Annotated in this window: 13 protein-coding genes and 1 pseudogene; 8 read left to right on the top strand and 6 right to left on the bottom strand. The window is 69.7% G+C overall.

Going from position 1 to position 19,435, the window contains the following annotated elements; all coding sequences use genetic code 11:
• The first annotated feature begins 35 nt into the window (after positions 1–35).
• Together AB0H88_RS20630 and AB0H88_RS20625 are read left to right on the top strand one after the other, a co-directional pair.
• Positions 36–1,205, top strand: a complete 1,170-nt coding sequence (locus AB0H88_RS20630; RefSeq protein ID WP_357646659.1) for a histidine kinase — start codon at positions 36–38, stop codon at positions 1,203–1,205.
• A gap of 89 nt (positions 1,206–1,294) precedes the next feature.
• A complete protein-coding gene (locus AB0H88_RS20625) occupies positions 1,295–1,612 on the top strand; it encodes an STAS domain-containing protein (RefSeq protein WP_357646657.1) in 318 nt (105 codons plus the stop codon).
• A gap of 201 nt (positions 1,613–1,813) precedes the next feature.
• Here the strand turns inward: AB0H88_RS20625 and AB0H88_RS20620 are convergent, their stop codons facing one another.
• The 5 genes and pseudogenes from AB0H88_RS20620 to nucS form a co-directional block, all read right to left on the bottom strand.
• A complete protein-coding gene (locus AB0H88_RS20620) occupies positions 1,814–2,206 on the bottom strand; it encodes a hypothetical protein (RefSeq protein WP_357647323.1) in 393 nt (130 codons plus the stop codon).
• A 24-nt stretch (positions 2,207–2,230) separates the two neighbouring features.
• Positions 2,231–2,356, bottom strand: a pseudogene (locus tag AB0H88_RS20615) (TetR family transcriptional regulator); the annotation flags it as partial.
• Between the two features lie 311 nt (positions 2,357–2,667).
• Positions 2,668–3,228 carry a GNAT family N-acetyltransferase gene (locus AB0H88_RS20610; protein ID WP_357646655.1) on the bottom strand — a complete coding sequence of 187 codons (561 nt, stop codon included), beginning with the start codon at positions 3,226–3,228 and terminating at the stop codon, positions 2,668–2,670.
• Between the two features lie 3 nt (positions 3,229–3,231).
• Entirely contained in the window at positions 3,232–4,542 is a 1,311-nt protein-coding gene (locus tag AB0H88_RS20605) for a carotenoid oxygenase family protein (RefSeq protein ID WP_357646654.1), read from the bottom strand.
• Positions 4,543–4,616: 74 nt separating this feature from the next.
• A complete protein-coding gene (gene nucS, locus AB0H88_RS20600; protein ID WP_357646652.1) occupies positions 4,617–5,279 on the bottom strand; it encodes an endonuclease NucS in 663 nt (220 codons plus the stop codon).
• 134 nt (positions 5,280–5,413) lie between these two features.
• Here nucS and AB0H88_RS20595 point away from each other — a divergent pair, with 134 nt between their 5' ends.
• From AB0H88_RS20595 to AB0H88_RS20570, 6 genes are all read left to right on the top strand, one after another.
• Positions 5,414–5,704: an ATP/GTP-binding protein gene (locus tag AB0H88_RS20595; protein ID WP_225290383.1), complete on the top strand. Its 291-nt coding sequence runs from the start codon at positions 5,414–5,416 to the stop codon at positions 5,702–5,704.
• A 90-nt stretch (positions 5,705–5,794) separates the two neighbouring features.
• The gene (locus AB0H88_RS20590; RefSeq protein ID WP_357646650.1) at positions 5,795–6,499 is read left to right on the top strand and encodes an alpha/beta fold hydrolase; all 705 of its coding nucleotides are present in this window, start codon (positions 5,795–5,797) and stop codon (positions 6,497–6,499) included.
• Between the two features lie 369 nt (positions 6,500–6,868).
• Positions 6,869–9,976, top strand: coding sequence for a LamG-like jellyroll fold domain-containing protein (locus AB0H88_RS20585; protein WP_357646648.1), 3,108 nt, complete (start codon positions 6,869–6,871; stop codon positions 9,974–9,976).
• Between the two features lie 137 nt (positions 9,977–10,113).
• Positions 10,114–16,257 carry an RHS repeat-associated core domain-containing protein gene (locus tag AB0H88_RS20580; protein WP_357646646.1) on the top strand — a complete coding sequence of 2,048 codons (6,144 nt, stop codon included), beginning with the start codon at positions 10,114–10,116 and terminating at the stop codon, positions 16,255–16,257.
• A gap of 113 nt (positions 16,258–16,370) precedes the next feature.
• Positions 16,371–17,132: an SDR family NAD(P)-dependent oxidoreductase gene (locus AB0H88_RS20575; RefSeq protein WP_357646644.1), complete on the top strand. Its 762-nt coding sequence runs from the start codon at positions 16,371–16,373 to the stop codon at positions 17,130–17,132.
• 175 nt (positions 17,133–17,307) lie between these two features.
• Positions 17,308–18,135, top strand: coding sequence for an alpha/beta fold hydrolase (locus AB0H88_RS20570; protein ID WP_357646642.1), 828 nt, complete (start codon positions 17,308–17,310; stop codon positions 18,133–18,135).
• A gap of 117 nt (positions 18,136–18,252) precedes the next feature.
• On the opposite strand, the gene AB0H88_RS20565 is transcribed toward AB0H88_RS20570, so the two are convergent.
• Positions 18,253–19,338 carry an AI-2E family transporter gene (locus AB0H88_RS20565; protein WP_357646640.1) on the bottom strand — a complete coding sequence of 362 codons (1,086 nt, stop codon included), beginning with the start codon at positions 19,336–19,338 and terminating at the stop codon, positions 18,253–18,255.
• Positions 19,339–19,435 lie beyond the last annotated feature (97 nt).

Genomic DNA, 19,435 nt, shown 5'->3' with positions numbered 1-19,435 from the left:
AGCGGAAGAGCGCGGAACAGATGGGCGCGAAATAGATGGATGCGATCAGGCGGGCGCGGCGCATCTCCCTGTGCGTGCTGAACGTCGTGATCGTGATGATGTGGATCGGCATCGCCCTGGCGACTGTCGCGAGCCTCGCCAGTGGCACGGTCTCCTGGCTGCGCATCGTGCCCGCGATGATCGCTTTGATCGTCTTCACCTGGCTCTTCCTGCGCATCACCCGCGCCGTCCTGGAGCGCCGCTACCTCACGAGAGAGGTGGTGGCGGCCGGCGCTCTCGCCGTCCTCGCCGCGGCATTGGGGGGCGCCGACCCGTTCGGATGGGGCTTCGCACTGCTGGCCTGGGTTTCCGTGGCGTCGATCGGCATTCGCGTGTGGGCGGCCGTGGGCCTGGCGGTGGGTACGGCCGTGGTCGGCACCGGTCTGGGCGTCGTCACCCTCTTCATGGGACAGCCTCTCCTGTCGATCCTCGTTCCGTACGACGACGGGGCGGTCTTCGCCCTGGGACTCATCTACGCGATCATGTGCGCCCTGCTGCCGCCGTCCAACCGGTTCTGGGCGTGGATCTACACGCTCGCCGTACAGGCTCACGAGGGCCGGGAGGCGCACACCCGGCTGGCGGTCGCGGAGGAGCGGCTGCGTTTCGCCAGGGACCTGCACGATCTCGTGGGGCACCAGCTGTCGGCCATCGCGGTGAAGACCGAGCTGGCCGTACGGCTGTCGGCCGCCGACACCGTCGCCGCGAAGGCGGAGATGGTGGCGGTGAACACCCTGACCAGGACGGCGCTGCGGGAACTGCGCCAGGCGGTGCGCGGCTACCGCGAGCTTGACCTGAGCGCTGAGCTGAACAGCGTGAAAGGCGTACTCGAAGCGGCCGGTGTCCGCTGCGAGCTCCGGTTGCCCTACCGTGAGCCGCCCGGCGGCGTGGCGCCCGTGTTCGCCTACGCGGTCCGCGAGGCGGTGACGAACGTGCTCAAGCACAGCACGGCCTCGTTCTGCGAGATCACGCTCCGCTTCACCGAGGAGGAGGCGGAGCTGAGCGTACGCAACGACGGGGTGGTCCGCCATCAGGTGTCCGACCTGGGCAGCGGCCTGACAGGCATGGGGGAGCGGTTGGCGGACATCGGCGGCAAGGTGACGGCGCGTCCCACCGGCGACGGAGAGTTCCTTCTACGGGCGGTTGTGTCACTTCCGCTGCGTGGGTAGGGGGACGGTGCCGGGTTCATCTCGGCGGACGCCCTGCGGAAGGGCATGAATACGCCGCGTGAGGTGTGCGGCGTGACTGAGGAGGTGGCATGCGCGTCCCGGGCAATCCCAAGGCCCAGGTGGTGCGGATCGGAGCGCGGCTCGACGCGGGCACGTCGGCGGGGGTGCGGGAACGTCTGCACGATGCGGTCGACTCCGGCGAGGGCGACCTGATCCTCGACCTCTCCGAGCTGGAGATGATCGACGCCACCGGCCTCGGAGTGCTCGTGGGCACGCATCGGCGCGCGCTCAGCGTGCAACGCCACCTCGTTCTTCGGGGGGTGCCGCCGCGGATCATGCGGGTCCTGGCGGTGACCCGGCTGAATCGGGTCCTGCGGGTAGAGGTTCAGGCAGCCGCGGTGGCCTGAAGCGGCGCCCGGCGGTGCTCGGGAGTGCGCCGGGATGTCGCGATATATAGGGGCGGGCAGCGATCAGCCGCTGCTCGCCCTCTTTCCTCCGGCCCTAACTCCCACACGCTGTAGTAGTTTCCCGAACGCAGATATCACCCTTTAGCGCGGTGATTATCGCCTTACCAGATCGCCATATAAACACGAACCGTAATCAGCGTCTCACGGCGAACCGAGGGATCTGCCGAAGATGTGTACGGCCACACCGACCAGTTCGTCGATGGACGGCGGCTCCTCCGACAGCAGCCATTCGATGAGCAGCTCTTGTAGCGCTCCAATAACCCCGAGCGCCACCAGGCGCCGATACGGCTGGGCGGGGAGGGGAAATTCCGCCGACGCCTCCTCGACAAGACGGGCGAAGGACTCGACGGCCCGCTGCCGAGAAGCGGTGAGAATGTCACCCGACCTGCGCACCTCAAGGTGCATGATGCGGGCGCGACGCCGGTCGGCCGTGGCGAACTCGATATACGCGCGAATCCCGGCCTGCACCCTGTCGTCCAGAGTCCCAGACGCCTCTTGTAACGCCTTGGCCACAACGGCGAGGCTTTCCTCCACGCACCGCTCGTGCAGCGCCTGAAGAAGTTCCTCTCGGCCGCCGAAACATTCGTAGAAGGCGCGGTTCGAGATCCGGGCCTCCGAGCACAGCCTTTCGATGGTCGTCGCCGCGAAACCTGGCTTCGCGTATAGCGTGTAGGCGGCTGTCATCAGCCGCTCGCGTCTGTCTGCCAGCCTTTGCTCAGCCGACATTCCCCGGTAAGACCGGTTCACATTCCACCCGTCCAACATGATCGTGGCCCCCAGAGCACACAATTATGGACGGATGATCCGTTTTGGGAAAGAGCATATACTTTATCTCTTACGTCGGCCGTGCAAGAACGTGACAAGCCTGATCAGCCGCTCAAGCTCAGCGGGGGCTCTGCTGAACGAAGTCAGGTTCACGCCGGGCATCGCGAAGCGTTGGCGGCTGATCGCTTTGGGCCTGGCGAACGGGCCCGGCATCTCCATCACTTACCAGCTCACGACGCCGCCCGCCACATGCCCCACACGGGCGGCCCGCCGGGGAGCCGGAACTCTTCGGTGACGTGGAATCCGTGCTTCTCGTAGAGGGGCACGTTGGACTCCTTGCTGCTCTCCAGGTAGACGGGCAGCCCGGCGCACCGGGCCAGGCCAGTCAGCAGCAGCGCCCCGCCCACGCCGCTGCCCCGCACTTCGGGCAGCGTCCCGATCTGCGCCAGGTACCAGTGCTCCTCGGCGGGCCGGTGCGCGGCGAGCGTCTCCTCCAGCACCATGCCGTAGGACACCCGCTCGCCCATGGCCTCGACGAAGCCGGAGAGGCCGGCCTCGTCCGCCTGGTGACCCGGCGGATCCCAGAGTGCGGCCCCCACCATCGCGCCCCCGGCGTCGTAGGCGGCCTCGGCGATCGCGTGGCTGTAGCGGGCGAGCGTGGTGAACATCAGCGCCGTGCCCGGATCGTCCGGCAGCAGCCACCTGACCACCGGGTCATCGTGGAACGCCCTGGCCAGCACCTCGCCGGCCAGCTCGAAGCCGTCCGGGTCCGCGAGGAGTGCGAGGTCCATGGCTCAGCCCTCCCTCAGCCACGTCCCGTGGAAGCCGGCCGGAACGCGCTGGGGCAGCCGGATCGACGCCACGTCCGACAGGTCGCTCGCGTCGAGCACCAGCAGCTCGGAGCTGCCGCCCGTGGTGACCACCGACAGCAGCCAGCCCTCGTCCTCGGCCCGTGCCCCCTCGGCCGCCACGAACACCGCCTCGCCCGTGTCGTCGCCGGTCACCCTGACCTGAGCGGTTCCGGTCTGGTGGTCGTACTTGACGATGGAGTTCGAGTGCTCGCCCACCGCGTAGAGGTAGCGGCTGGGGCGGCCCAGCAGCGCGTCGGCGAACGTGGGGAACTCGATGCCCCGGTCGTCCCGCGCCTCCTCCTTGACCAGGCCGGACGCCGGGTCGAGCGTCCACTGGTGCAGTGTCGCTACGCCGATCGTGGCCGCGTGCCTGGCCGGGTCCCCGGTGTTGCCGATGCGCGCCCAGATCCTGGTGAAGGACTCCCGTGAGTAGCGAGCGCCGTTGAGCACGATCCGGCCGTCGGCGTCCTCCCACGCGTTGCCGACGTGGAAGACGTAGCACGGGTCGACCTCGAACCACTGGGTCGGGCCGCCCTGCCTGGGCGTCACACCGATCCGCGCGCCGTATCCGTCCTCCCAGGCGTACGGCATGCCGCCCGCGCGGCCGGCCTCGAACACGAAGGGCAGGTCGAGCCAGACCAGGTAGTGCTCGGTGACGGCGAAGTCGTGCATCATCGTCGACTTCGGCACCTCGATCTCCCGGCTCTCCACCAGCTCGCCAGCCGCCGACAGGCGGTGGTAGGTGAGGTACGGCGGGGCGTAGCCGTAGCCGAAGAAGTGCAGCTCCCCGGTGACCGGATCCTCCTTGGGATGCGCGGTCATGGCCGTGGTCAGCCGCCCGCCGAAGTCGCACGGGCCGATCGTGGCCAGCTCCGGCGTCATCTCGTACGGCAGGCCGTTCTCGACGAGCGCGAAGATCCGGTCGGCGTGCCTGATCACGGAGGTGTTGGCCGTGACGGCGGCCAGATCGGCGCCATGCTCGCCGATGAAGGGCGCGTCGTCGGTGAACTTCTTGGTGCGGACCCACCGGTTTCGGTACCACGCTGCCCGGCCCCGGTCGATCCGTACGCCGTGCAGCATCCCGGCTCCGCCGAACCAGTGGCCGGGATCGTCGCCCGGCTTCGGATTGGGTCCGTTGCGGAAGTAGCGCCCGGTGAGCTCGGCGGGCAGGGCGCCGGACACCGGGAGGTCGTGGGCCTCGGTCTCGTCGGAGACGGGGGCGAGGTTGCCGCTCAGGTAGAAGGGCGTTGTCATATCACGCTCCAATCTTGATAGGTCAAAACTAGAATGTCTAGTCATGACATGTCAACACAGGAACGTCACTTGGATCAGAAGAGCGTGGGGTTCTCCGGTTCGATTCCGCGCAGCGTGTCGTAGTCGAGCGTGACGCAGTGAATGCCCCGGTCGGCGGCCAGCACGCGGGCCTGGGGCTTGATCTCCTGGGCGGCGAAGACGCCGCGGACCGGGGTCAGCAGCGGGTCGCGGTTGAGCAGCTCCAGATAGCGGGTCAGCTGCTCGACGCCGTCGATCTCGCCGCGGCGCTTGATCTCGACCGCCACCGTCGCGCCGAGCGCGTCGCGGCACAGGATGTCGACCGGGCCGATCGCCGTCATGTACTCGCGGCGGACCAGCGTGTAGCCGGGGCCCAGCGTCGTGATGTGCTCGGCGAGCAACTCCTGCAGGTGCGCCTCGACGCCGTCCTTGATCAGACCGGGATCGACGCCGAGCTCGTGGCTGGAGTCGTGGAGGACCTCGGCCATCGTCAGGACCAGCTTCTCGCCGGACTTGCCGTGGGTGACGGTCCAGGTCTCGCCGTCCTCCTTGAGCTTGCACGGCGGATTCATCCAGTTGAGTGGCTTGAAAGCCCGGTCGTCAGCGTGGATGGACACGCTGCCGTCCGCCTTGATGAGAATGAGCCTCGGCGCCATCGGCAGGTGAGCCGTGAGCCGTCCGATGTAATCCACGCTGCATCGCGCGATGACCAGCCGCATGACGGCCAACCCTACCGGCTCTGGAAAACTGGACGCATGGCGTTCGCGATGGTGGGAGTGGTCGCCCCCGGCCCAAGGGGCGCGGGGGCCGGCGAGATGTTCGCACGGGCGGAGCCATTCGTACGGGCGGAGCCATGAGCCCGCGCCGCGCCCGCCGCAGGGAGTCCTCTCGCCCGCTCGGCCTGCCCGGAGGCATGGAGCGGGTCGAGGAATGGCCAGACGGCGACTGGAAGGTACGCATGCTCACCGGCTCCTCCTCGACCAAGGACTATCGTTGCCCCGGCTGCGACCAGGAGATCCGCGGCGGCCAGCCGCACCTGGTGGCCTGGCCGAGCTGGAGCGGCGGCGACGACGAACGCCGCCACTGGCACCCGGCGTGCTGGCGAAAGAGACTTGACCGCGGCCCCGGCCGCAGCCGCTACTGAGCGGCTCCGCCCCCGCCCCCGCCGCGCCCGCTACTGAGCGGCCGCGACAAGCCCCGCCCCAGGGGCAAGATCACACTGAAGGGACCGACCTTGGAGATTCGCGCGGCGACGGTGCTGCCCGCCCGGCGAGAGCCGATCGAGTTGCACACGGCCGACGGCCAGACCCTGGTCGGGGAGCTGGCCCTGCCCCTCGACCGGCCCCCCCTGGCGACGCTGGTCACCTTCCATCCGCTGCCCACGCATGGTGGGTTCATGGACAGCCATGTCTTCAAGAAGGCGGCCAACCGCCTGCCCGCCCTGGCCGACCTGGCCGTGCTCCGCTTCAACACGCGCGGCACCTCCTCCGAGCGCGGCACCTCCTCCGGCACCTTCGACGGAGGGGAGGGGGAGCGGTTCGACGTGGCGGCGGCGCTGGAGTACGCCGAATACCACGACCTGCCGCACGTGTGGGCGGTCGGCTGGTCGTTCGGCACCGAGCTGACGCTGAAGTGGGCCCGCGACCCGCTCGTGGAGGGCGCCATCCTCCTCTCGCCGCCGCTGCACCGGGCCACGGACGAGGATCTGGACGCGTGGACCGAATTCGGCCGGCCGCTGGTGGCGCTGGTGCCGGAGTTCGACGACTACCTGCGGCCCGATGAGGCCAGGCGGCGGTTCGCGCGGGTGCCGCAGGCCGAGGTCATCGGGGTCGACGGGGCCAAGCATCTGTGGGTGGGTGAGCCGTACGTACGCATCGTGCTGGATCAGATCGTCCGCCGGGTGAACCCGGCCGCGGCTCCGCTGCCCGTCGAAGCCTGAGTTGGCGATTTTTTTCGGACACCGTGCAGTTCTTGATGAAATCCGCCGAAGGATCTAGACGAATCGTCTATCCCGGGTGACAATCCGATCGTCAATTGAAGATCGCAGAGACGCCGGGCGGGCCTGACCTGCGTGGCGTCGCTGGCTCGGCAGCGGCGAGGGTGGATGCGCGTAGTTCGTGGGCTGGTCGTGGTGATGTTGGCAGGGGCGGTAGTGGCAGGGCCCCTTGATCGTCTGGACGCCGTCGCCAGCGCGCGGCACAAGAGTACGGACACCACCCTTCGAGAACAGGACACGAACGGGACCCCCGGAGAGAGGTCCGCTCTCGCACTGGCCCGCCGGGATGGCCGGCCGGTCGAGGTGGAGGCGATGCGCACCGAGACGCGCCAGGTCTTCGCCCAGCCGGGCGGCACTCTCCTCCTGGAGCAGTACGCGCGACCGGTGCGGGTCCGCCAGGCGGGCGGCTGGGTGGCCGCGGACGCGGCACTCCGGTTTCAGCCGGACGGGACCATCGCCCCGGTCGCCACATCGGTGGATCTGCGGTTCTCCGGCGGGGGCAGCGCGCCGCTGGCCCGGATGGCCCGCGGCGGCAAGGCACTGGAACTCAACTGGCCGGGGCAGTTGCCCAAGCCGACGCTGAGCGGTGACACCGCGACCTACGCCGAAGTGCTGCCGGGCGTGGACCTTCAGGTGAAGGCGGACGTCGACGGCTTCTCGCATCTCCTGGTGGTCAAGTCGCGGGCGGCGGCCGAGAACAAGGCCCTGACTGAGCTGAGCTTCCCGATCTCGACCACCGGCCTGTCGATGAAGTCCACCCAGGGCGGCAACCTCGAAGCCAACGACGCGAACGGCGGCACGATCTTCACCGCCTCGCCGCCGATGATGTGGGACTCCTCCGGCTCCTCGGCCGCGCGCACGCCGGCCGCCGGGGAAGGCTCACCCGCGGATGCCCGGTACGAGGTGATGGGCCTGCGGCTGGTGGGCAAGAAGCTGCTGCTCAAGCCGCACCGGGGCATGATCGAGGACCCGGCGACCCGCTATCCCGTCTACCTGGACCCGTTCTTCTCGGCGGCCCGGGGCGCGTGGACCTCCGTCTGGAGCAACAACCCCACCTCCAACTTCCTGAACGCCAACGACGTCGCCAGGGCGGGACACGTCCCCGGGCAGACCAACCGGTCGTTCTTCCAGATGAACACCGGCTCGACCATCCACGGCAAGCAGATCATCAAGGGGACGCTGCGGACGTACGAGACGTGGTCCTACTCGTGCACCAAGCGGCCGGTCGAAGCCTGGTCCACCAACCCCATCAGCAAGGCCACCACCTGGAGCAAGCAGCCGACGTGGGTCAAGCTGCTCGACACCCAGAACGTGGCGAAGGGCTGGGGATCGTCCTGTCTGCCCGGCGGCGTGGAGTTCAACGTCACCAGCCAGATCGTCGATGCCGCCGCCAAGAGCTGGCCCAATGTCACCATCGGGCTCAGGGCGACGGACGAGGGGGACAACTACGGCTGGAAGAAGTTCAAGAACAACCCCAGCCTGGTGATCGAGTACAACTCGCTGCCGTCCGTGCCCGTCGCGGCCGACATGTGGTCGGACCCGGGAGGCGCCTGCGTCTCCGGCGACGCCCGGCCGGTCATCGGCGGCACGACGCCGAAGCTGTGGGCCAAGCTGCGTGACGTCGACAACTCGGTCAAGGGCCGGTTCGAGTGGTGGACCGCGGCCGGTGTGAAGGTCAGCGAGTACGTCACCGGGCTGCAGAGTACGGGCAGCGCCTTCTACGCGCAGGTTCCCGCGGGCGCCTATGCCGACGGCTCGGTGATCCGCTGGCGGGTCCGCGCCGAGGACGGCAAGGCCACCAGCGCCTGGGGCCCCTGGTGCGAGGCCACGGTCGACGCCTCCGCCCCCGGCAAGGAGCCGGGCGTGACGTCGCCGCAGTACCCCGAGGGCGGCTGGAACGACGGCGTCGGCCGGGCCGGCTCCTTCACCTTCGCCCCCAACGGCGTCTCCGACGTCGCCACCTACGTCTACGGGCTCGACACCACGCCGAAGGCGGAGGTCGCGGCCGGCCAGGCGGACGGCACGGCGACGATCCAGCTGACCCCGCGGCACGACGGTCCCAACGTGCTGGCGGTACGCAGCAAGGACCGCGCGGGGCAGCAGGGCCCGATCCGCACCTACCTGTTCAACGTCAACGCGGGCACGGGCCCCGACGGCCACTGGACCCTCGACGAAGGCCAGGGCACCGTGGCCGCCGACCGTACGAGCGCCCACCACGCCACCCTGTCCGGCCAGGCCACCTGGACGACCGGCAAGACCGGTCTGGGCCTGCGGCTCGACGGAGCCAGTGGCCAGGCGCAGACCAACGGCCCCGCCCTGTCCACCCAGCGCAACTTCACCGTCACCACCTGGGCGCGGCTGACCAGCACGAACGCCACCGCGACAGCGGTCAGCCAGGGCGGTACGCGGGCCGGTGGCTTCGCGCTGCAGTACTCCAAGGCCGACGACCGCTGGGCGCTGAGCCGTAGCGTCGCGGACGCCGACGGGGCGCAGAGCGTGCGCGCGCTGTCGGCGGCGGCGCCGAGGCTCGGCGAGTGGACCCATCTCACCGGCGTCTACGACGCGGCGGCCAGGGAGCTGTCCCTGTACGTCAACGGACGGCTGGAGTCGACGGTCCCGTTCACCCAGCCGTGGGACGCGACCGGGTCGTTGGCCATCGGCCGCGGGACGGTCAACGGGGCGGCGGCCGAATTCTGGCCCGGCGACCTGGACGAGGTCCGCGTCTATGGGCGGGCCATGTTCGCCGACGAGGTCGCCGACCTGGTGAACAGCGCCGCGACGCTGGTCGGGCACTGGCAGCTGGACGAGGAGTCCGGCACCACCGCCGCCGACTCCTCCGGCAAGGGCTCGGCCGCGACACTGGCCGGCGCCGCGACCTGGGGTGAAGGCTGGCTGGACGGCGGGCTGGCGCTCGACGGGGTCGACGGGCATGCGCAGGCCGGCGCGCCCGCCGTCAACACCAAGGCCGGGTTCACCGTCGCGCTCTGGACGCAGCTCGACTACCTGCCGACCCGCGACGCCGCCGCCGTCTCCCAGTCCGGCACCCGGGCCAGCGGCTTCCAGCTGGGCTTCGACAAGGAGCAGGGGCGGTGGGTGCTCGGCATGGCCGCCGCCGACACCGACACCGCCGCGCTGGTGCGCACGCGGTCCGACGCCGTACCCGCGCCGATGGAGTGGACCCATGTGGCCGGGGTCTATGACCCGCTCCAGGGCGAGCTGCGCGTCTACGTCAACGGCCGCCTGTCGACCAGCACCATCACCGACCACGTAAGCGCGTGGAACGCCACCGGCCCGCTGCAACTCGGCCGGGCCAAGACCGCGGGCGTCTTCGCCGGCTACTGGCCGGGAACCGTGGACGACGTCCGCACCTATGACGGTGTGCTCAACGCCGAACAAATCTCCCAACTAGCCGCCCAGTAACCCCCCATAGACCGGGAGAGGTCGAAATGGAGCAGTCAAGCGAGTTAGACCTGCCGGAATCCTACTGGAATCGTTTACAGACACCCGCGAAACGGTCGTCGTGGCCCCGCCGACTGGCGGCCACACTGACCGTGGTCATGGTCTCGACGCTGGTGTCGGGGATGCCCGCCCAGGCCGCGACCCGTTCCGCGCCGAACGTGCAGAAAGAGACGCCGGTAAGCGGGAAGAAGGTCCCGGTGCTGCCGGCACAGGCCGATCCGGCGCAGAAACAGGCGTGGAAGGCGCCACCAGGCACCACCTGGCCGAAGGCCCAGACGGTCGAGCTGACCACGACCGGCGACGCGCAGGCCAGAACGCTCGGCGCCGACACCTTCCCGATCCGCCTGGCCGCCCCCAAGACCGGCACGAAAACGGCCAAGGCGGCGGCTACCCCCACTCCCGCTCGCGTCGAGCTGCTGGACCCCGCCCAGACCCAGCGGGCCGGGCTGCTCGGCCTGGCCCTGCGGGTGTCACCGGGGCAGGGACTGACGGCCAAGAGCGGGAAGACCCGCCTGGCGATCGACTATTCGGGCTTCCGCTACGCCTCCGGCGGCGACTACGGCGCCCGGCTGCGGCTCGTCCGGCTGGACGAGTGCGTACTGACCGCCACCGCCACCGCGACCGGCTGCCCGCAGCCGCAGCCGGTGCCGGGCGACAACGACACCAAGGCGGGCACGTTGACCGCCGACGTGGACATGCCGGCGATGTACGCGCTGACGGCGGCCCCTTCAGGGTCGGCGGGCGACCACGCGTCCACCTCGCTCGCCCCTTCGGCACAGTGGAGCGTCGGCGCCCAGTCCGGCGACTTCAGCTGGGGTTACGAGCTGCGCGCGCCGCCCGCGCTGGGTGGTGACGAGCCGGACCTGTCGATCGACTACTCCTCCCAGAGCGTGGACGGCCGTACCGCCTCCACCAACAACCAGCCCTCCTGGGCCGGTGAGGGCTTCGAGCTGAACCCCAGCGGCTACGTCGAACGCCGCTACAAGTCCTGCATGATCGACGGCAAGAAGACCGGCGACCTGTGCTGGGACCAGGACAACGCGACGCTGTCCCTCGGTAACTCGGCCGTCGAGCTGGTCAAGGACGCCACCACCAAGCAGTGGCGCCCCAAGCGCGACGACGGCACCCGGATCGAGTACCTCACCGGAGCGGTGAACGGCGACAACAACGGTGAGTACTGGCGGGTCACGACCGAAGACGGCACCCAGTTCACCTTCGGCCTGAACCGCCTGCCCGGCTGGGCCACCGGCAAGCCGGAGACGAAGTCGGTCCAGACCGTGCCGGTGTTCGGCAACAACAGCGGAGAGCCCTGCTACTCCAGCACCCCGGCCAACGCCTGGTGCCAGCAGGCCTACCGGTGGAACCTGGACTACGCGGTGGACACCCACGGCAACGCCACCACCTACTGGTACGCCCTGGAGAACAACTACTACGGCCGCAACATGAAGCCCGAGCTGGGCACGCTGTACGCGCGCGGCGGCTACCTCACCCGCATCGACTACGGCTACCTGCAGAACGAGCTGTTCACCAAGGCGCCCGCGGCCCGCGTGGTCTTCGACGTGGCCGAGCGCTGCCTGCCCAGCGGGACGATCACCTGCGCCGCCGGCGAGCTCAAGAAGGAGACCGCGAGCAGCTGGCCGGACGTCCCGTTCGACCAGATCTGCGACTCCGGCGTGAAGTGCGTCGACCGCCTGTCGCCGACGTTCTTCACCCGCAAGCGGCTGTCCAAGGTCACCACCCAGGTGGTCAACACCGACACCGCCAAATGCGGGGGCGCGCAGTACTGCCCGGTGGACTCCTGGACGCTGACGCACCAGTTCCCCGCCACGGGTGACGGCCTCAGCCCGTCGCTGTGGCTGGCGTCGATCCAGCAGAGCGGCCATGTGGGCGGCACGATCACCCTGCCCAAGATCACCTTCACCGGTGTCCAGCTGCCCAACAGGGTGGACGCCAACGAGGGCCGCGCCCCGCTGGTCAAGTGGCGCGTACAGGCCGTGAACAATGAGAGCGGCGGCGAGCTGCGCGTCAACTACGCCCCGGCCGACTGCAAGCCGGGCGACCTGCCGGCCGCCGACAAGAACACCAGGCGCTGCTTCCCGCAGCGCTGGGCCCCGCAGAACGAGGCCGAGGTCACCGACTGGTTCCACAAGTACGTGGTGACGCAGACGGTGGAGGCCGACCGGGTCGCCGGCTCGCCGAACGTGGTCACCGACTATGAGTACCTGGACGGCGGCGCCTGGCGCTACGCCGAGAACATCCTGGTCAAGCCCGAGCACCGCACGTGGTCGGACTGGCGCGGATTCGGCCGGGTACGGGTGCGCGAGGGCGACGGCCAGGACACCAAGCGCACGCTCACGGAGTTCAGGTACTTCCGCGGCATGGACGGCGACCGTCAGGCCGACGGCTCCAAGCGCGACGTGCAGGTCGTGGACACCGAGGGCGGCAAGCTGGACGACCTCGACCAGCTGTCCGGGTTCGAGCGGGAGGAGATCCTCTACGACGGTGACGGCGGGGCCATCCTGACCGCGACCGCCGAGGAGCCGTGGTCCCTCAAGACCGCCGAGTCCACGCAGGGCGGCGTCACCAAGACCGCGTACGCGGTCGAGCCCAAGTCGATGGTCACCCGCACCGCGTTGAGCGGCGGCAAGTGGCGGCGCACCGGCGAGGAGCGCGCCTACGACGCCAAGGGCCTGCTGACCCAGGTGGAGGAGAAGGGGGACCTGGCCAGCGCCGACGACGACCAGTGCACCCGCTACACCTACGCCCGCAACGACACGGCCTGGATGATCGACTACACCAGCAGGATCCAGAAGGTCGCCGCCGGCTGCGGCACCGGAGTGTCCGCGCTGGCCGCCGGTGACGTGATCTCCGACCAGCGGGTCCAGTACGACGGCAAGGCGTACGGCCAGGCGCCGAGCAAGGGCGACGTGACCGCCGTCCAGCTCGCCACCGGGGACGGCACGACGACCACCGACAGCACGCACACCTACGACACCTACGGTCGCGAGACCAGCGAGACCGACGCGGTCGGCACCAAGTCCGTGACCACCTACACCCCGGCCGCGGGCGCGCCCGCGACGGAGATCAAGGAGACCAACCAGCTCGGCCACGTCGACCGCACCCTGCTCGAACCGGCCTGGGGCGAGCCCGTCGCCGAGATCGACGCGAACAACCGCCGCGTCGACATGGAGCACGACGCGCTCGGCCGGCTGATCAAGGTCTGGCAGCCCGACCGGAGCAAGGCGTCCGGGCAGACACCGAACACCGAGTACTCCTACCTGATGCGCAACGACGGCCCCAGCGTCGTCACCACGAAGACGCTGCGCGCGGACGGCGGCTACACCACCAGCCACGAGCTGTACGACGGCCTGCTGCGCGAGCGCCAGACGCAGGAGCCCGCGCCGCGCGACGACCAGACGCAGGACCCCGCGCTGCGTGACGGGCGCACGATCACCGACACCGTCTACAACTCGCTCGGCGAGACGGCCAAGTCCAACACCGGCTACTTCGCCACCGGAACGCCGTCCACCGAGCTGCTCGCGGTGGCCGACGCCGACGTGCCCACGCAGGTCGTGTCGTCCTTCGACGGCGCCGGCGACGTCAACGCCCAAGTCGTCAAGGCGAAGGGCGTGGAGAAGTACCGGGTCAGCGCCACGCAGGAGGGCGACCGGATCCACGTGACGCCGCCGCCGGGCGGCACCGCGACGACCCGCATCGGCGACGCCGACGACCGCCTCATCGAGCTGCGCCAGTACAAGGGCGCGACCCCGACCGGCGAGTACGAGTCCACCAAGTACACCTACGACCCCGCGGGACAGCTGTCCACCGTGACCGACCCCGCGGGCAACGTGTGGCGCCACCACTACGACCTGCGCGGACGGGAGATCAAGACCGAGGACCCCGACAAGGGTGTCACCTCGATGACCTACAACGACGCCGACGAGCTGGTCACCACCACGGACGCCCGCGGCAAGACCCTGTGGTACGGCTACGACGAGCTGGGCCGCAAGAAGGAGCTGCGTGACGGCTCCGCGACCGGTCCGTTGCTGGCCGAGTGGAAGTACGACGAGCTGGCCAAGGGTCACCTGAACGCCAGCATCCGCTACGCGGGCGGGCAGGCGTACAAGGCGGAGATCAACGCCATCGACACGAGCTACCGCTCGCTGCGCCAGACCGTCACCGTCCCCGAGCGGGAGGGCAAGCTGGCCGGTTCGTACGTGCTCAACACCCGCTACACCCTCGACGACCAGGTCCAGTCCGTCAGCTTCCCCGCAGCGGGCGGCCTGGCGGAGGAGTCGGTCGTCTACTCCTACGACGAGCTCAGCCAGCCGACCAAGGTCACCGGCCTGTCGTCGTACGTGACCGCGACCCGCTACTCCAAGCTGGGCGAGACCCTGCAGTACGAGCTGGGCACCGGAGGGAAGAAGACCTGGCTCACCTACACCCACGACGAGGCCACCCGCAGGCTGACCAGGATGCGGCTGGACAGGGAGAGCGCGGCGGCCACCGACCTCGACCTCAACTACACCTACGACGCCGTGGGCAACGTCACCAAGATCGCCGAGCGGGCGAGCGGTCAGGACACGCAGTGCTTCAAGTATGACCACCTGCGCCGCATGACCTCGGCGTGGACGGCCACCGACGACTGCGCCAGCGGCACCCCGCAGTCGGACAAGATCGGCGGTGTGGCCCCCTACGCGGCCAGCTACACCTACGACGCCACCGGCAACCGGATCAAGGAGACCAAGCACGCCTGGGGCGGCGCGGCCGAATCCGTCCGCACCTCCACCTACCCGGCGGCGGGCGGCAAGCAGCCGCACGCGCTCCAGAGCGTCGGGTCGGACGAGTTCGCCTACGACGAGGCGGGCAACACCACCAGGCGCAAGGTCGGCACCTCGGACCAGAGCCTGGTCTGGGACGCCGAGGGCAACCTGGAGTCGGTGACGGAGGCGGGCAAGACGACCTCGTTCGTGTACGACGCGGACGGCGAGCGGCTGCTCCGCAAGACCACGACCGACGCCACCCTGTACGTCGACGACATGGAATTGCGCTTCGACTTCGCCAAGGACGCGGTCGAGCAGACCCGCTACTACACCATCAACGACCAGCCCATCGCGGTCCGCACGCCGGACAACCAGGTCTACTTCCTGGCCAACGACCACCAGGGCACCGGACAGGCCGCGGTCAACGCCGGGACCGGCGAGCTGGCCATCAGGAGGATGACGCCGTTCGGCGAGGACCGGGGATCGGCACCACCGTGGTGGCCCGGTCAGCGCGGCTTCGTCGGCGGCGGCAACGACCCGACGACCGGGCTGGTCCACCTCGGCGCCCGCGAGTACGACCCCAAGAACGGCCGTTTCATGTCGGTCGACCCCATCATCGACGAGGAGGACCCGCAGCAGCTCAACGCCTACGCCTACGCCAACAACAGCCCCGTCACCATGAGCGACCCCGACGGGCAGCTGTTCTGGATCGCCGTCGGCATCGCGGCCCGGATCGCGGCCCGGATCATCGCCAGGAAGCTGGCCCAGGCCGCGGCCAGGCGGGCGGCACTGGCGGCGGCACGGGCGGCGGCCAGACGCGCGGCCATCGCGGCGGCCAAGCGCCGGGCGGCGGCTCTGGCCAGGAAGAAGGCCCTGGAGCTGGCCAAGAAGAAGGCAGCAGCGGCGGCCAAGAAGAAGGCGCTGGCGGCGGCCAGGAAGAAGGCGGCCGAGAAGGTCAAGAAGGCCGCGGCGGCAGCGGCGAGACGACGGGCCGCGGCGGCGGCGAAACGGCAGGCCAGAAGGGAGGCCGCCGAGGCGGCGGCGAAGAGGCGGGCCGCGGCGGCGGCCAGGGCGCGCAACCGCCGGGCCGGCCACCTCCCACGCGGAATCCAGCAGGCGCGGCAGCGTCCGGCGCACCGGCCGACCAGCCAACGGGCGGTACAGCGGCAGTCGCCGCCCAGGGCGAACCGGCAGCCGGCACAGTCAAGACCGAGCCAGGTCTATCGCAACGACGGCACCACGCAGCCGACCCAGTCCTACAGCGTCTACGGCAACGGCAGGATGTACCCCGAAGGGCGGCCGCCGACGAACCTCCCGCAGCGTGGCGGCTCCGGGCAGGCGGAGAAACAGCTCTGGAGGAATGAGGAGATCGAGCTGACCAAGAGGTCCGGCGCGATCGCCGAGCTGGGCGCCCGAGGTCAGAAGATCGCGGACAACATCGTCGACACGATCGACACCATCCTGGGTGGCTTGGGTTAGCACTCCCTTCAGCCGATGATGGACCGGCGCGGGGCTCTCGTAGTCCCGCGCCGGTGGTGTTCCCGGACCCCGGTCCATAGAATCTTGTTCGGTTCCGAGGCGAGGAGGCCCCCATGGGCGCGTTCGATCTCAGCGGTAAGCAGGCTCTGGTCACCGGGGCGTCGAAGGGGATCGGACGGGCCATCGCGCTGGCCTACGCCGAGGCGGGGGCCGACGTGGCGCTCGTGTCCCGCTCGGCCGAGTCTCTGGCCGAGGTCGCCAAGGAGGTCGAGGCGCTGGGCCGGCGCGCCGTCGTCCTGCCCGCCGACCTCACCGACCGCGACGCGGCCGTGGGCGCCGTGGCGGGGGCGATCGACGGGCTCGGCCACCTCGACATCGTCGTCAACAACGCCGGTGGGTCGAACTTCCTCGTCGAGTTCAAAGATCTGCGTCTGTCCGGCTGGGACAAGATCATCCGGCTCAACCTCGACTCGACCATGGCGGTCTGTCACGCGGCGGCACCCCACCTGCTGGACCGGGGTACCGGCTCGGTCATCAACGTGGCGTCGGTGGCGGCGCTGGGCGCGCCCTTCCTCGCCTCCTACGCGGCGGCGAAGGCGGCGGTGGTGGCGCTGACCAAGACGCTGGCCGTGGAGTGGGCGCAGGCCGGGGTACGGGTCAACGCCCTGTGCCCGGGGTGGACGGCCACCGACCTGAACCGGAATCTCTGGGAAGACGCCGCGATGAACGAGGCGACGGTGTCCAGTGTCCCGATGCGTCGTTGGGGAACGGCGCAGGAAATGGCCCATCCAGCGGTTTTCCTGGCGAGTCGGGCTTCTGCCTATATGACGGGTCAGGTGCTGTTCATCGATGGGGGCGCCACGGCCATCGGATAGGGCGGCGACGGTCAAGAACGCGCACGTCACGGCGCTCAGCCGGGGAAGCGGAGGAGCGTTTCCCTGGAGGGGCCTGGGCGCGTATGGCGGGTGGGGCCGGCCACTGCCGGCCGTAAAAAGACTGGTGTGACAGAAAGCGGTCAGCACAGAGGCGAATATCGGTATAAGCCATGCAGTGATTGTCGGGGCGAAGAGGTCTACCGTATCGTCCGTGCAGCTTTACACGAGATCAGCCGGTACGGGACTCCCGGTCGTACTGCTTCACGCGTTTCCGCTCTCGTCGGCCATGTGGCTGGCGCAGCGGGAGGGGTTGGCCAGGTCATGCCGTGTGATCACGCCTGACCTGCGCGGCTTCGGGGGGTCGCGCCTGGGGGAGGAAGAGCCGTCGGTCGAGGTCATGGCCGACGACGTCGCCAGGTTGCTCGACGGAGAGGGAATCGACCGGGCGGTCGTCGGCGGCCTGTCCATGGGCGGGTACGTGACGATGGCGTTCTGCCGTCGCCATCCCGACCGGGTGCTGGGCGTGATACTCGCCGACACCAAGGCGAGCCCGGATCCCGAGCCCGCCCGCGCGAACAGGGAGCGCATCGCCCAGGCGGTCCTGTCCGACGGCAGCGCGGTGCTCGTGTCCGAGGTGCTGCCCGCACTGATCGGGCCCACCACCAAGGAGCGCAGGGCCATGGTGTTCGGGCGGGTCAAGGGGCTCGTGCAGGCTGCTCCGCCCGGCGCGGTGGCGTGGGCGCAGCGGGCCATGGCCGGGCGGCCCGACTCCTTCGACACGCTGGCCGCGCTCAAGGTGCCGCTGCTGGTCGTGGTGGGGGAGGAGGACGAGCTGGCGACCGTGGCCGACGCGGAGGCGATGGCGCGGGCCGTGCCCGACGGCCGGCTGGAGATCATCCCCAAGGCCGGGCATCTGACGGCGGTCGAGCAGCCGGAGGCGTTCAACGCGGCCGTGGCGAAGTTCCTCGACACCGAACTCGGCGGCGCCGCCCGACCTCGCTGACGGCCCACACCGCGTCCGACGCGCCCCGCGTCCGACGGCTCGCGGTCTGCGCCGGGCCGACGGGCGGGGTGTCGCCGACGGATGGCAGCGCGGCAACGGATGGCAGCGCGGCGACGGTCAGGCGCGGGCTTGGCGGGGGAGGACGAACTCGCGGATGATCAGCGCGATGGCGGCCGCGACCGGGATGGCCACCAGCGCGCCCACGATGCCGAGCAGCGCGCCGCCGAACAGGGCGGCGATCACCGTGACCGCGGGCGCCACGTCCACGGAGCGCTTCATGACGCGCGGGTAGATCAGGTAGTTCTCGACCTGCTGGTAGACCACGAAGAACACCGCGCAGGCGATCCCGGCGGGCAGCGACTGGAGCAGCCCGACCCCCGTCACCAGCACCGCTCCGATGGTGGCGCCGACGAGCGGGATCAGGTCCGTGAGCGCGACCACCAGCGCCAGCGCCAGCGCGTACTTCACGCCCACGATCGACAGGAAGATCCAGGTCAGCACGCCCGCGATGACCGAGATGAGGACGTTGCCCGCGACATAGCCGCCGATGCCGTCGAGTATCTGCTCGGTGATCTCACCGGTCCGCTGCCGCCGGGAGGCCGGGACCAGCTTGAGCATGTACGACTTGATGGTGTGCAGGGAGCCGAGGAAGTAGAGCATGAGCACCAGCAGCGTCACCGTGGTGAACATGCCGTCGAGCACCACCAGCCCCGCCCCCACGACCCCGCTGGCCAGCCAGGGTCCCAGCTCGCTGGTGATGAACGTGGCCAGCTTCGGCAGGATCTGGTAGTCGGCGTCGAGCTGCCGCAGCGTCGGATTTTTGCCGAGCTCGGTCACGTAGTCGGGCACGGCCGCGATGAACTCGGCCAGCTGCTTGCTCACCGGCGGCACCACGGCCAGCCCGAACAGCACGAACGCCACGATCACCCCGGCGAACACGATCGAGATCGCCCCGCGCCGGGCCAGCCCGCGCCGTTGCAACGCCTCCACAGCCGGGTTCAGCCCGACCGCCAGGAACATCGCCACCACGATCAGGACGATCACGCTCAACGATTTGACGACCATCTGCGCGATCGCGATCGCGGTCAGCACGCCCATCCCGCCGATCAGCCCGAACGTGAACGGCCCCCGGGACAGCGGCAGCGCGTACGGCGGGGGCTTGGCGACATCCGCCACGGCAGGGGATTCGGCTTCTGCTGACACGGGGGGACTCCTGGGGATTACGACAAACCACGGCAGTATTGGACACATGCCGTTCGGAACAACAAAGAGAGCCTAGCGACCGCAAGGTCACCAGGCT

It is taken from the genome of Nonomuraea sp. NPDC050680, from assembly GCF_040654555.1.
In the GTDB taxonomy this organism is placed as follows: Bacteria; Actinomycetota; Actinomycetes; order Streptosporangiales; family Streptosporangiaceae; genus Nonomuraea.
Note: the sequence above shows the minus strand (reverse complement) of the source record. Positions and strands in the feature narration are given on the sequence as shown.